This window comes from Pseudomonas arabinosi (genome assembly GCF_047758675.1).
Taxonomy (GTDB): Bacteria; Pseudomonadota; Gammaproteobacteria; order Pseudomonadales; family Pseudomonadaceae; genus Aquipseudomonas; species Aquipseudomonas arabinosi.
This window is the reverse complement of the sequence record NZ_CP180480.1, coordinates 1,049,812-1,062,632: the sequence shown is the minus strand read 5'-3', so window position 1 is coordinate 1,062,632 and position 12,821 is coordinate 1,049,812. Positions and strand designations below refer to the sequence as shown.

Here is a 12,821-nt window from a genome sequence, read left to right as displayed (position 1 = left end):
CACCAACAAGCACTTCGAGGAAACAGTCATGGCCAAGCAAGCACTCATCGTAGTTGATATCCAAAACGACTACTTCCCTCAAGGCAAGTGGCCGCTGGTCGGCGCCGATACAGCCGCGGACAACGCCGTTCGTCTGCTCAAAGCCTTCCGCGATGCGGGTGATTCGGTGGTGCACATCCGTCACGAATTCACTTCCGACGAAGCGCCCTTTTTCACTCCGGGCTCCGAGGGCGCGAAGCTGCACCCTAAAGTCCTCAACCGCGCCGACGAACCGGTCGTGCTCAAACACTTCGTCAACTCGTTCCGCGAAACACAACTGAAATCGATCCTCGACGAACAAAGCATCAAGGAGCTCGTGGTCGTCGGCAGCATGAGCCACATGTGTGTCGATGGCATCACCCGCGCCGCTGCTGACTTCGGCTACACCGTTACGGTCGTTCACGACGCCTGTGCTACCCGTGATCTGGAATTCAACGGCGTCACCGTCCCGGCTGCTCACGCTCACGCGGCCTTCATGTCGGCCCTGGGCTTCGCCTATGCAAGCGTGGTGTCCACTGACGAGTTCCTCGCGGCGCATCACTGACCAACGCTTCTGCCTCGGGTGCTGCAATCCGACGCTCCCGAAACTGAGAAGGCCAGTCACGTGCGCACATGACTGGCCTTTTTTCTGAGACTTACGGCCGAAAAGCCGGATAATGGCGGCCAAATCGTCTAGCCGTTATTCTGGTAATCCCCCATGGAAATCAAGGTCAACTTTCTCGACAACCTTCGACTTGAAGCCAAGTTCGACGACTTCACGGTGGTGGCCGATCAACCTATCCGCTACAAGGGCGATGGCTCGGCACCGGGTCCGTTCGACTACTTCCTGGCTTCGTCGGCGTTGTGTGCGGCTTATTTCGTGAAGCTGTACTGCGACACTCGCAGTATTCCCACCGAAAACATCCGCCTGTCGCAGAACAACATTGTTGATCCGGAAAACCGCTACAACCAGATTTTCAAGATCCAGGTCGAGTTGCCGGCGGATATTTCCGACAAGGACCGCCAGGGCATCCTGCGTTCCATCGACCGGTGTACCGTGAAAAAAGTGGTCCAGGCCGGGCCTGAGTTTGTGATCGAAGAGGTGGAAAACCTCGACGCCGATGCCCAGGCGTTGCTGATGCCTGCGTCTAATTCAGAGGCGCACACCTATATCGCGGGCAAGGATCTGCCGCTGGAGCAAACCATCGCCAACATGTCGGCCATTCTGGCGGGCCTGGGCATGAAGATTGAAATCGCCTCGTGGCGCAATATCGTTCCCAACGTGTGGTCGCTGCATATCCGCGATGCGCACTCGCCGATGTGTTTTACCAACGGTAAGGGCGCAACCAAGGAAGGCGCGCTGGCGTCGGCGCTGGGCGAGTTTATCGAGCGACTCAACTGCAACTTCTTCTACAACGATCAGTTCTGGGGCGAAGAGATCGCCAACGCGCCGTTTGTGCATTACCCGGACGAACGCTGGTTCAAGCCTGGCCGTAAAGATGAACTGCCGGCCGAAATCCTCGACGCGTACTGCCTGAAGATTTACAACCGCGACGGCGAGTTGCGTGGCTCCCACCTGATCGACACCAACTCGGGCAATGAAGAGCGCGGCATCTGCTCGCTGCCATACGTGCGCCAGTCGGACGGCGAAACGGTGTATTTCCCGTCCAACTTGATTGAAAACCTGTTCCTGAGCAACGGCATGAGTGCCGGCAACACGCTGGCCGAAGCCCAGGTGCAATGCCTGTCGGAGATCTTCGAGCGTGCGGTAAAACGCGAAATCATCGAAGGTGAATTTGCACTGCCGGATGTGCCCGCCGATGTGCTGGCGAAATACCCCGGGATACTGGCCGGTATTCAGGCGCTGGAAGAGCAAGGGTTCCCCGTGTTGGTGAAGGATGCGTCCCTGGGCGGTGAATTCCCGGTGATGTGCGTCACGTTGATGAACCCGCGTACCGGCGGTGTGTTCGCCTCGTTCGGCGCACATCCAAGCCTGGAAGTGGCGCTGGAACGCAGCCTGACCGAACTGCTCCAGGGCCGCAGCTTCGAAGGCCTCAACGACTTGCCCCAGCCGACATTTGAAGGCCATGCGGTGACCGAGCCGAATAACTTCGTCGAGCACTTCATCGATTCCAGCGGCGTGGTGTCGTGGCGCTTCTTCAGCTCCAAGTCCGATTACGAATTCGTGGAGTGGGACTTCTCCGGCCAGGGTGAAAACTCGAATGCCGAGGAAGCCGCGACCTTGTTCGGCATTCTCGAAGGCATGGGCAAAGAATCGTACATGGCGGTTTACGAGCACATCGGCGCAACGGCGTGCCGCATCCTGGTGCCAGACTATTCGGAAATCTATCCCGCGGACGACCTGATCTGGGATAACACCAACAAAGCGCTGTTCTTCCGTGCCGACATCCTGAACCTGCATCGCCTGGACGAAGACGAACTGCAAGCGCTGGTTGAGCGTCTGGTGGAAAGTGAGCTGGACGACTACACCGACATCACCAGCCTGATCGGCATCGAATTTGACGACAATACGGCGTGGGGTCAGCTGACGATCCTGGAGTTGAAGCTGCTGATTTATCTCGCCTTGCAGCAATTTGAAGAGGCGAAAGAGGCAGTGGAGATGTTCCTGCAGTACAACGACAACACGGTTGAGCGCGGCTTGTTCTACCAAGCCGTCAACGCGGTGTTGGAGATGAAGCTGGACGAAGACCTGGAACTGGAAGACTACGAGGCCAATTTCCGCCGGATGTTTGGCAACGAACGAATGGATGCAGTGATCGGCTCGGTGGACGGCAGCGTGCGTTTCCATGGCTTGACGCCGACCAGCTTGAAGCTGGAGGGGCTCGACAGGCACCTGCGGTTGATCGATAGCTACAAGAAACTGCACTCGGCGCGGGCCAATGTGACCGCGTTATCCAGTTAACAGCGCCCACAAAAAAAGCGAAGCCAGATGGCTTCGCTTTTTTGTTACTGACTGGATAGCTGCTTTTTAGAACGGGATATCGTCATCAAAGCTGTCGAAATCCGGAGCCGGTTGCGGGGCAGCCTGCTGTGGAGCCGGAGCCTGACGCGACTGTTGCGGTGCTGCCGACTGCTGCGGACGCGGAGCCTGCTGGCGTGGGGCTGGGGCGGACTGCTGGTAGTTATTGCCCCCGCCTTGTTGGTCGCCCTGTTGTGGACGGCCGCCCAGCAGTTGCATGGTGCCTTGCATGTCGACCACGATTTCAGTGGTGTAACGCTTGATACCGTCTTTTTCCCACTCGCGGGTCTGCAGCTTGCCTTCGATGTAGACCTGCGAACCTTTACGCAGGTACTCGCCGGCGATCTCTGCAACTTTGCCGAACATCGACACACGGTGCCATTCGGTCTTCTCGACCTTCTGACCGGTTTGCTTGTCGGTCCACTGTTCGCTGGTCGCCAGACTCAGGTTGGTCACGGCGTTACCGTTAGGCAAGTAGCGAACTTCGGGATCCTGGCCGCAAGTGCCGACCAATATGACTTTGTTAACCCCACGGGCCATAACGTTCTCCTAGGCTACGCACGCTGCCTCGGGCGGGTTGTTCACCAGGCGCTCGAGGGTGGTGCGATCCAATAGTTCGGTGTCCAATTTGATGTAAATCGCCGCTTCGTCTGCGACGATCACTGCATCTGTTACCCCTACGACAGCCTTCAGGCGCTCGACCAGACCCGCTTCGCGGATCGCCTCGGGCGACAGCGGCAAGCGCAGACTCGTCACGTAGGGAGGTTCGCGCATGGTAACAGCAAAGGCCAGCCAGAGGGCAGCCAGACCGGCGCATCCAAGGAACACAACCGACAGACCGCCATGCTGGAACAACCAGCCGCCGAGGATGCCGCCCAGTGCCGAACCGAGGAACTGGCTGGTGGAATAAACCCCCATCGCCGTGCCCTTGCCGCCTGCCGGTGAAACCTTGCTGATCAGCGATGGCAACGAAGCTTCCAGCAAGTTGAACGCGGTAAAGAACACCACCGTCCCGATCACCAGAGCTCGCAAGCTATCGCCGAACTGCCAGAAGAATAGCTCAGTGAGCATCAGCGTCGCGACGGCGCCGAGTAAAACTCGTTTCATTTTGCGTTTCTTCTCGCCGTAGATAATGAACGGGATCATGGCGAAGAAGGAAATCAGCAGCGCAGTGAGGTAGACCCACCAGTGCTGCTCTTTAGGCAGCCCGGCTTTTTCGACCAGCGCCAAAGGCAACGCAACGAAGCTCGACATCAACATCGCGTGCAACACAAAAATACCCAGGTCCAGACGCAGCAAGTCTGGATGCTTGAGCGTCGGGATCAGCGCCTGGCGCGCAACACCGGATTCGCGGTGCTGCAACGGCCCGGTCGAGCGCGGCACCATGAACATCACGATCACTATGCCAAACAACGCCATGCCACCCGTGGCGAGGAACAACCCGGACAGGCCAAAGGCGCGGGTCAGCAACGGTCCTACAACCATCGCGACAGCGAACGACAGACCGATCGTCATGCCGATCATGGCCATGGCTTTGGTCCGATGCTGTTCGCGGGTCAGGTCTGACAGCAACGCCATCACCGCCGCGGAAATCGCCCCTGCGCCTTGCAGGATTCGCCCGGCGATCACGCCCCAGATCGAGTCGGCATTGGCCGCCAGCACGCTACCGAGGGCGAAGACGATCAGCCCCAGGTAAATCACCGGACGGCGACCGATGCGATCGGAAATGAAGCCGAAAGGAATTTGAAAGATCGCCTGGGTCAGGCCGTAAGCGCCAATCGCCAGCCCGATAAGGGCCGGGGTCGCTCCTGCCAGATCCATCCCATAGGTCGCCAGTACGGGCAACACCATGAACATGCCAAGCATACGGAAGGCGAACACCAGGGCCAGACCGCTTGCTGCGCGGGTCTCGCTGCCACTCATGCGTTCGCTGTGGGGATCGTGCATGGAAAAACCTCATGTGAACCGGCGGCGATTCTACCAGTCCCATCGATTGACGGGGTATATCGCGACGCTTTGACGCGCTCTGCTGACAGACTCTTCATGTAAGCCTGCAACCCGCTTATTCGATAGTGTGCATCCATCCAGTATTTGGCCGTATACTCCTACGTTTTCGACGCCCGCCGAGCGAGGCCACTTTGGACAAGATCCTGATTCGTGGGGCCCGAACCCACAACCTGAAGAACATCGACCTGACCCTGCCACGGGACAAACTGATCGTCATCACCGGCCTGTCCGGCTCCGGCAAATCATCCCTGGCGTTCGACACGCTGTACGCCGAAGGCCAGCGCCGCTACGTCGAATCGCTGTCGGCCTATGCCCGGCAATTTTTGTCGATGATGGAAAAGCCTGACGTCGACACCATTGAAGGTTTGTCGCCAGCCATTTCCATCGAGCAGAAATCGACCTCGCACAACCCGCGTTCGACGGTCGGCACCATCACCGAAATCTACGATTACCTGCGCCTGCTTTACGCTCGCGTGGGTATTCCGCGTTGCCCGGATCACGACATTCCGCTGGAAGCCCAGACCGTCAGCCAAATGGTCGATCTGGTCCTCGCCCAACCGGAGGGCAGCAAGCTTATGCTGCTGGCCCCGGTGATTCGCGAGCGTAAAGGCGAGCACCTTTCGGTCTTCGAAGAACTGCGCGCCCAAGGCTTTGTGCGGGCCCGGGTCAACGGCAGGCTCTGCGAGCTGGACGAATTGCCGAAGCTGGATAAGCAGAAGAAGCACACGATCGATGTGGTGGTCGACCGCTTCAAGGTGCGCGCCGACCTGCAACAGCGCCTGGCCGAGTCGTTCGAGACCGCGCTGAAGCTCGCGGACGGCATCGCCCTGGTCGCGCCGATGGACGACGAGCCCGGCGAAGAAATCATCTTCTCCGCGCGATTCGCCTGCCCGATTTGCGGTCATGCCATCAGCGAGCTTGAACCCAAGCTGTTCTCCTTCAACAACCCGGCCGGCGCTTGCCCTACGTGCGATGGCCTGGGCGTTAAGCAGTTCTTCGACATCAAGCGATTGGTCAATGGTGAACTGACGCTGGCCGAGGGCGCGATTCGTGGCTGGGACCGGCGCAACGTCTATTACTTCCAGATGCTCGGCTCGTTGGCTTCACACTACAAGTTCAGCCTGGAAGTGCCATTCAACGAACTGACGGCCGATCAGCAGAAGTTCATCCTGCACGGCAGCGGGTCGCAAAACGTCGACTTCAAATACCTGAACGACCGCGGCGACATCGTCAAACGCTCGCACCCGTTCGAAGGCATCGTGCCGAATCTGGACCGTCGCTACCGTGAAACCGAGTCCGCATCGGTGCGTGAAGAGCTGGCCAAGTTCCTCAGCACCCAGCCTTGCCCGGATTGCCGTGGTACTCGCCTGCGTCGTGAGGCGCGGCATGTGTGGGTGGGTGAGAAGACGCTGCCGGCGGTGACCAATCTGCCGATTGGCGATGCCTGTGAATATTTCGGCGTACTGAAACTCACCGGCCGACGTGGCGAAATTGCCGACAAGATTCTCAAGGAAATTCGCGAGCGACTGCAGTTCCTGGTCAATGTTGGCCTGGACTATTTGTCGCTGGATCGCAGTGCGGACACCTTGTCCGGCGGTGAAGCGCAGCGTATCCGTCTGGCCAGCCAGATCGGCGCCGGACTGGTGGGCGTTCTGTACATCCTCGACGAACCGTCGATTGGCTTGCACCAGCGGGACAACGATCGGCTGCTCGGTACGCTCAAGCACCTGCGGGACATCGGTAATACGGTGATTGTGGTCGAGCACGACGAAGATGCGATTCGCCTGGCTGACTACGTGGTGGATATCGGTCCTGGCGCGGGTGTACACGGCGGGCATATCGTCGCCGAAGGTACGCCGGCCGAGGTCATGGCTCATCCAGATTCGTTGACCGGCAAGTACTTGTCGGGTCGGGTGAAGATTGCCGTTCCGGCCCAACGCACGCCGCGTAACAAGAAGTTGTCGCTGTCCCTCAAGGGCGCCCGTGGCAACAACTTGCGCGATGTCGATCTGGACATTCCGATCGGCCTGCTGACCTGCGTGACCGGTGTGTCCGGCTCGGGCAAGTCGACGCTGATCAACAACACCTTGTTCCCGCTGAGCGCTACGGCATTGAACGGTGCGACGACACTCGAAGCGGCCGCTCACGACAGCATCAAAGGTCTGGAGCATCTGGACAAGGTTGTCGACATCGACCAGAGCCCGATCGGCCGAACGCCGCGCTCAAACCCGGCGACCTACACCGGGTTGTTCACACCGATTCGCGAACTGTTCGCCGGCGTGCCGGAGTCCCGCTCCCGCGGTTATGGTCCTGGACGTTTCTCCTTCAACGTGAAGGGCGGCCGTTGCGAAGCGTGTCAGGGCGATGGCCTGATCAAGGTGGAAATGCACTTCCTGCCGGACATCTATGTCCCGTGCGACGTCTGCAAGAGCAAGCGCTACAACCGCGAAACTCTCGAGATCAAGTACAAGGGCAAGAACATTCACGAAACCCTCGAGATGACGATCGAGGAAGCGCGAGTGTTCTTTGATGCGGTTCCAGCCCTGGCGCGCAAGCTTCAGACGCTGATGGATGTCGGCCTGTCGTACATCAAGCTCGGGCAGTCAGCGACCACACTGTCGGGTGGTGAAGCCCAACGGGTGAAGCTGTCCCGTGAACTGTCCAAGCGCGATACCGGCAAGACGCTGTATATCCTCGATGAGCCGACAACCGGCCTGCACTTCGCGGATATTCAGCAACTGCTCGACGTACTGCATCGATTGCGCGACCACGGCAACACCGTGGTGGTGATCGAACACAACCTGGACGTGATCAAGACCGCAGACTGGTTGGTGGACCTTGGACCAGAGGGTGGCTCCAAAGGCGGGCAGATCATTGCCGTCGGCACACCGGAAGAAGTGTCCGAGATGAAACAGTCTCATACCGGCTTCTACCTCAAGCCGCTGTTGGCACGCGACAAGGCCTGAATCACGGCCATGAAAAAGCCCCTGTCACTTCTCGGTGACAGGGGCTTTTTTGTATCCGGTGGAATCAGGCGTGTGATTGCAGGTAATTTTCCAGACCGATCAGCTTGATCAGACCCATCTGCTTTTCAAGCCAGTAGGTGTGGTCTTCTTCGGTGTCATGCAATTGAACCCGCAGCATCTCGCGGCTGACGTAGTCCTTGTGCTGTTCGCAGAGCTTTATGCCCTTGCAGAGCGCGGCGCGGACTTTGTATTCCAGCCGCAGGTCAGCGGCGAGCATATCCGGTACGGTAGTGCCGACATCAAGGTCGTCCGGACGCATGCGCGGCGTACCTTCGAGCATCAGAATTCGGCGCATCAGGGCATCAGCGTGCCCGGCTTCTTCTTCCATCTCGTGGTTGATACGTTCGTAGAGCTTGGTGAAACCCCAGTCCTCATACATCCGCGAATGGACGAAATATTGATCACGTGCCGCCAGTTCGCCGGTCAGCAACGTGTTGAGGTAATCGATTACGTCTGGGTGGCCTTGCATCGCCCTACATCTCCCTGCTTGAAAGTCTGTAGTTTGAACCAAGCAGACTGTTTGGTCACTCTGCCTACGCGATAAAAGCGAAGATATTCTGAGAAAAGGGGTTTAAATAACGCAAAAACCGCCCAAATAAGGGCGGTTCTGCTTCTCATTTAGACTTCGTTAAGCTGTACGTTGAGCAGCTTTGCGATTGCTTCTCCATACGCCGGGTCGGCTTTGTAGAAATGCTGCAATTGGCGGTCAACTACATCACTGGAGACCCCGGCCATTGCGCCTGCAATGTTGCTGACCAAGAGCGCTTTCTGCTCATCGCTCATCAAACGGAACAGCGCACCCGCGTGGCTGTAGTAGTCGATATCCTCGCGGTGATCGTAGCGATCAGCCGAACCACTTAGCGCCAATGGCGGCTCTGCATAACGAGGTGCTTGCTTCGGCGATTCGACGTAGCTGTTCGGCTCGTAGTTAGGTGTTGCACCACCATTGCTGCCAAACGCCATCGAACCATCGCGCTGATAGCTGTTCACCGGACTGCGAGGCGCGTTCACCGGCAGCTGCTGGTGGTTGGTGCCAATGCGGTAGCGGTGAGCATCGGCGTAAGCGAACACTCGCCCTTGCAGCATGCGGTCAGGCGACAAGCCGACACCCGGGACCATGTTGCTCGGACCGAAAGCGGCTTGCTCGACTTCAGCAAAATAGTTCTGCGGGTTGCGGTTGAGTTCCAACTCGCCCACTTCAATCAGCGGAAACTCTTTCTGCGACCAGGTCTTGGTCACATCAAACGGGTTCTCGTAGTGCGCTGCGGCCTGAGCCTCAGTCATGATCTGGATGCACACGCGCCATTTCGGGAAATCACCGCGCTCGATCGCGCCGAACAGATCACGCTGTGCGTAATCCGGATCGGTACCGGCCAGGCGCGCTGCTTCTGCCGGCGCCAGGTTTTTAATCCCTTGCTTGGTCTTGTAGTGCCACTTCACCCAGTGACGCTCGCCAGTGGCGTTGATCAGGCTGTAGGTGTGGCTGCCGAAGCCGTGCATGTGACGGTAGCCGTCGGGGATGCCACGGTCCGAGAACAGAATGGTGACCTGGTGCAGCGCCTCAGGTGAGTGGGACCAGAAGTCCCACATCATTTGCGCGCTTTTCAGATTGCTTTGCGGCAGACGTTTTTGGGTGTGAATAAAGTCCGGGAATTTCAAAGGATCGCGGATGAAGAACACGGGGGTGTTGTTGCCAACGATGTCCCAGTTGCCTTCTTCGGTGTAGAACTTCAGCGCGAAACCACGTGGATCGCGCTCGGTGTCGGCCGAACCACGCTCACCGCCCACGGTGGAAAACCGCAGGAAGGTTGGGGTTTGCTTGCCGACAGACTCAAACAGTTTGGCGCTTGTGTACTCGGTGATGTCCCGAGTTACGGTGAACGTACCGTAAGCACCCGAACCTTTGGCGTGTACGCGGCGCTCAGGGATGTTTTCACGATTGAAGTGGGCAAGCTTCTCGATCAGGTGAAAGTCGTCGAGCAGCAGCGGGCCACGAGGGCCGGCGGAACGGGAATTCTGGTTATCAGCGACAGGAGCGCCACTGGCGGTGGTAAGTGTTTTATTTTGGCTCATGCGATGTCTTCCTCTGTCTGTCTTTCCTACTGCCGGCTAATCGGCTGAGAGGGAGTATTGACCATCAACATGACACCATCAAATTCATTAAATTGTGAGAATCGATAGATAAATACTAATGAAGCTGTATCGCCTAAGCCACTCGATACTTTTCGAACGCGCACAAAAAACCGGGCACTAGGCCCGGTTCTTCGTTTCAGACTGACGTCTTACTCAGCGGATACAGCTTCACCGCCGGCAGGACGATCAACCAACTCGACGTACGCCATAGGCGCGTTGTCGCCAGTGCGGAAACCGCACTTGAGGATGCGCAGGTAGCCACCCTCACGGGTAGCGTAACGCTTGCCCAGGTCGTTGAAGAGCTTACCAACGATAGCTTTCGAACGAGTACGGTCGAAAGCCAGACGGCGGTTAGCCAGGCTGTCTGTCTTGGCCAAAGTGATCAGCGGCTCAGCAACGCGACGCAGTTCTTTAGCTTTCGGCAGTGTAGTTTTGATCAGCTCGTGCTCGAACAGCGACACTGCCATGTTTTGAAACATGGCCTTGCGGTGCGAGCTAGTGCGGCTCAGGTGACGACCACTTTTACGATGACGCATGGTTCATTCCTTACCAAACACAACGTTCGGTGATTACGACGATCAGGCAGTCGCCTTGTCGTCCTTCTTAAGACTTGCAGGCGGCCAGTTGTCGAGGCGCATGCCGAGGGACAGACCGCGGGAGGCCAGAACGTCCTTGATTTCAGTCAAGGATTTCTTGCCAAGGTTCGGAGTCTTCAACAGCTCTACTTCGGTACGCTGAATCAGGTCACCGATGTAGTAGATGTTTTCCGCCTTAAGGCAGTTAGCCGAACGTACAGTCAGTTCCAGATCGTCAACCGGGCGAAGCAGGATCGGATCGATCTCGTCTTCCTGCTCGACAACCACTGGCTCACTGTCACCTTTGAGGTCGACGAACGCAGCCAACTGCTGTTGCAGAATGGTTGCAGCGCGGCGAATTGCCTCTTCAGGATCCAGAGTACCGTTGGTTTCCAGATCAATAACCAGCTTGTCCAGGTTAGTACGCTGTTCGACACGGGCGTTTTCCACCACGTATGCGATACGGCGAACCGGGCTGAACGAAGAGTCAAGCTGCAAGCGACCGATGCTGCGGCTTTCGTCTTCATCGCTCTGACGCGAGTCTGCCGGTTCATAACCACGACCACGAGCTACGGTGAGCTTCATGTTCAGGGCGCCGTTAGACGCCAGGTTAGCGATTACGTGATCGGGATTAACGATCTCGACATCATGATCCAGCTGAATATCGGCAGCGGTAACCACCCCCGAACCCTTCTTCGACAAGGTCAGCGTAACTTCGTCACGGCCGTGCAGCTTGATAGCCAGACCTTTAAGGTTCAACAGGATTTCAATTACGTCTTCCTGTACACCTTCGATGGCGCTGTACTCATGGAGCACACCGTCAATCTCGGCCTCGACTACTGCGCAGCCGGGCATTGAGGACAACAGGATGCGTCGCAGCGCGTTGCCCAGGGTGTGGCCGAAACCACGCTCGAGAGGCTCGAGAGTGATCTTGGCGCGGGTTGGACTGACAACCTGCACATCAATATGGCGGGGTGTCAGGAACTCATTTACCGAAATCTGCATGGATGCACCTATTTTCTAGCCCTTACTTGGAGTAGAGCTCGACAATCAGGCTTTCGTTGATGTCGGCGGACAGATCACTGCGAGCAGGAACGTTCTTGAAAACGCCCGACTTCTTCTCAGTGTCTACTTCTACCCATTCTACGCGGCCACGTTGGGCACACAGATCGAGAGCTTGGACAATGCGAAGTTGGTTCTTTGCTTTCTCGCGAATCGCGACCACGTCACCAGCACGAACCTGGTACGACGGCACGTTTACGGTCTGACCGTTAACGCTTACGGATTTGTGCGATACCAGCTGACGGGATTCGGCACGAGTAGAGCCAAAACCCATACGGTATACAACGTTGTCCAGACGGCATTCGAGCAGTTGCAACAGGTTTTCGCCAGTTGCGCCTTTCTTGCCAGCAGCTTCTTTGTAGTAGCCGCTGAATTGACGCTCGAGAACGCCGTAGATACGACGGACCTTCTGCTTTTCACGCAGTTGGGTGCCGTAATCGGACTGGCGACCGCGGCGTTGGCCGTGGATACCAGGTGCTGCTTCAATGTTGCACTTCGATTCGATCGCGCGCACGCCGCTCTTCAAGAAGAGATCGGTGCCTTCGCGACGAGCGAGTTTGCATTTTGGACCAATGTAACGAGCCATTCTTTACAATCTCCTGGATTACACGCGGCGCTTCTTCGGCGGACGGCACCCGTTGTGCGGGATTGGCGTCACGTCGGTGATGCTGGCGATCTTGTAGCCACAGCCGTTCAAAGCGCGGACTGCAGATTCACGACCTGGACCTGGACCTTTGACGTTAACGTCGAGGTTTTTCAGGCCGTATTCCAGCGCAGCTTGACCAGCACGTTCAGCAGCTACTTGAGCAGCAAACGGGGTGGACTTGCGGGAACCGCGGAAACCCGAACCACCGGAGGTAGCCCAGGAAAGAGCGTTGCCTTGACGGTCGGTGATGGTCACGATTGTGTTGTTAAAAGATGCATGGATGTGGGCGATGCCATCAACCACTGTCTTTTTAACTTTTTTACGAGGACGAGCAGCAGGTTTTGCCATGATAATTTTCCTGTCGATTCGCGGGG

Annotated in this window: 11 protein-coding genes; 3 read left to right on the top strand and 8 right to left on the bottom strand. The window is 57.5% G+C overall.

Features of this window, described 5'->3' with window-relative positions:
• The first annotated feature begins 28 nt into the window (after positions 1 to 28).
• Positions 29 to 583, top strand: coding sequence for a cysteine hydrolase family protein (locus tag ACMXYJ_RS04840; RefSeq protein ID WP_415758954.1), 555 nt, complete (start codon positions 29 to 31; stop codon positions 581 to 583).
• 153 nt (positions 584 to 736) lie between these two features.
• Positions 737 to 2,941: an OsmC domain/YcaO domain-containing protein gene (locus ACMXYJ_RS04835; protein ID WP_415758953.1), complete on the top strand. Its 2,205-nt coding sequence runs from the start codon at positions 737 to 739 to the stop codon at positions 2,939 to 2,941.
• A 66-nt stretch (positions 2,942 to 3,007) separates the two neighbouring features.
• On the opposite strand, the gene ACMXYJ_RS04830 is transcribed toward ACMXYJ_RS04835, so the two are convergent.
• Positions 3,008 to 3,538, bottom strand: coding sequence for a single-stranded DNA-binding protein (locus ACMXYJ_RS04830; RefSeq protein ID WP_008145505.1), 531 nt, complete (start codon positions 3,536 to 3,538; stop codon positions 3,008 to 3,010).
• A 9-nt stretch (positions 3,539 to 3,547) separates the two neighbouring features.
• Positions 3,548 to 4,945 (bottom strand): MFS transporter, encoded by a 1,398-nt coding sequence (locus ACMXYJ_RS04825; RefSeq protein WP_415758952.1) that lies wholly within the window; start codon positions 4,943 to 4,945, stop codon positions 3,548 to 3,550.
• A 191-nt stretch (positions 4,946 to 5,136) separates the two neighbouring features.
• On the opposite strand from ACMXYJ_RS04825, the gene uvrA reads away from it, so the two are divergent.
• Entirely contained in the window at positions 5,137 to 7,971 is a 2,835-nt protein-coding gene (gene uvrA / locus ACMXYJ_RS04820; protein ID WP_415758951.1) for an excinuclease ABC subunit UvrA, read from the top strand.
• A 64-nt stretch (positions 7,972 to 8,035) separates the two neighbouring features.
• On the opposite strand, the gene bfr is transcribed toward uvrA, so the two are convergent.
• From bfr to rpsK, 6 genes are all read right to left on the bottom strand, one after another.
• Positions 8,036 to 8,500 (bottom strand): bacterioferritin, encoded by a 465-nt coding sequence (gene bfr / locus ACMXYJ_RS04815; RefSeq protein ID WP_007943775.1) that lies wholly within the window; start codon positions 8,498 to 8,500, stop codon positions 8,036 to 8,038.
• 149 nt (positions 8,501 to 8,649) lie between these two features.
• Positions 8,650 to 10,104, bottom strand: a complete 1,455-nt coding sequence (locus ACMXYJ_RS04810; RefSeq protein WP_415758950.1) for a catalase — start codon at positions 10,102 to 10,104, stop codon at positions 8,650 to 8,652.
• Positions 10,105 to 10,313: 209 nt separating this feature from the next.
• Complete coding sequence (rplQ, locus tag ACMXYJ_RS04805) at positions 10,314 to 10,700, bottom strand: 50S ribosomal protein L17 (RefSeq protein ID WP_008145500.1); 387 nt, start codon at positions 10,698 to 10,700, stop codon at positions 10,314 to 10,316.
• Between the two features lie 42 nt (positions 10,701 to 10,742).
• Positions 10,743 to 11,744 (bottom strand): DNA-directed RNA polymerase subunit alpha, encoded by a 1,002-nt coding sequence (locus ACMXYJ_RS04800; protein ID WP_003186012.1) that lies wholly within the window; start codon positions 11,742 to 11,744, stop codon positions 10,743 to 10,745.
• A 22-nt stretch (positions 11,745 to 11,766) separates the two neighbouring features.
• Positions 11,767 to 12,387: a 30S ribosomal protein S4 gene (gene rpsD / locus ACMXYJ_RS04795; protein ID WP_003210056.1), complete on the bottom strand. Its 621-nt coding sequence runs from the start codon at positions 12,385 to 12,387 to the stop codon at positions 11,767 to 11,769.
• An 18-nt stretch (positions 12,388 to 12,405) separates the two neighbouring features.
• Positions 12,406 to 12,795, bottom strand: a complete 390-nt coding sequence (gene rpsK / locus ACMXYJ_RS04790; RefSeq protein WP_002555466.1) for a 30S ribosomal protein S11 — start codon at positions 12,793 to 12,795, stop codon at positions 12,406 to 12,408.
• Between the last annotated feature and the right edge of the window lie 26 nt (positions 12,796 to 12,821).

Bases quoted from the DNA above. Each gene is read 5' to 3' on its own strand.
- ACMXYJ_RS04810 (WP_415758950.1), bottom strand. From the start codon at position 10,104: ATGAGCCAAAATAAAACACTTACCACCGCCAGTGGCGCTCCTGTCGCT.
- ACMXYJ_RS04830 (WP_008145505.1), bottom strand. From the start codon at position 3,538: ATGGCCCGTGGGGTTAACAAAGTCATATTGGTCGGCACTTGCGGCCAG.
- ACMXYJ_RS04835 (WP_415758953.1), top strand. From the start codon at position 737: ATGGAAATCAAGGTCAACTTTCTCGACAACCTTCGACTTGAAGCCAAG.
- ACMXYJ_RS04800 (WP_003186012.1), bottom strand. From the start codon at position 11,744: ATGCAGATTTCGGTAAATGAGTTCCTGACACCCCGCCATATTGATGTG.
- rplQ (WP_008145500.1), bottom strand. From the start codon at position 10,700: ATGCGTCATCGTAAAAGTGGTCGTCACCTGAGCCGCACTAGCTCGCAC.
- ACMXYJ_RS04840 (WP_415758954.1), top strand. From the start codon at position 29: ATGGCCAAGCAAGCACTCATCGTAGTTGATATCCAAAACGACTACTTC.
- bfr (WP_007943775.1), bottom strand. From the start codon at position 8,500: ATGCAAGGCCACCCAGACGTAATCGATTACCTCAACACGTTGCTGACC.
- ACMXYJ_RS04825 (WP_415758952.1), bottom strand. From the start codon at position 4,945: ATGCACGATCCCCACAGCGAACGCATGAGTGGCAGCGAGACCCGCGCA.
- rpsK (WP_002555466.1), bottom strand. From the start codon at position 12,795: ATGGCAAAACCTGCTGCTCGTCCTCGTAAAAAAGTTAAAAAGACAGTG.
- rpsD (WP_003210056.1), bottom strand. From the start codon at position 12,387: ATGGCTCGTTACATTGGTCCAAAATGCAAACTCGCTCGTCGCGAAGGC.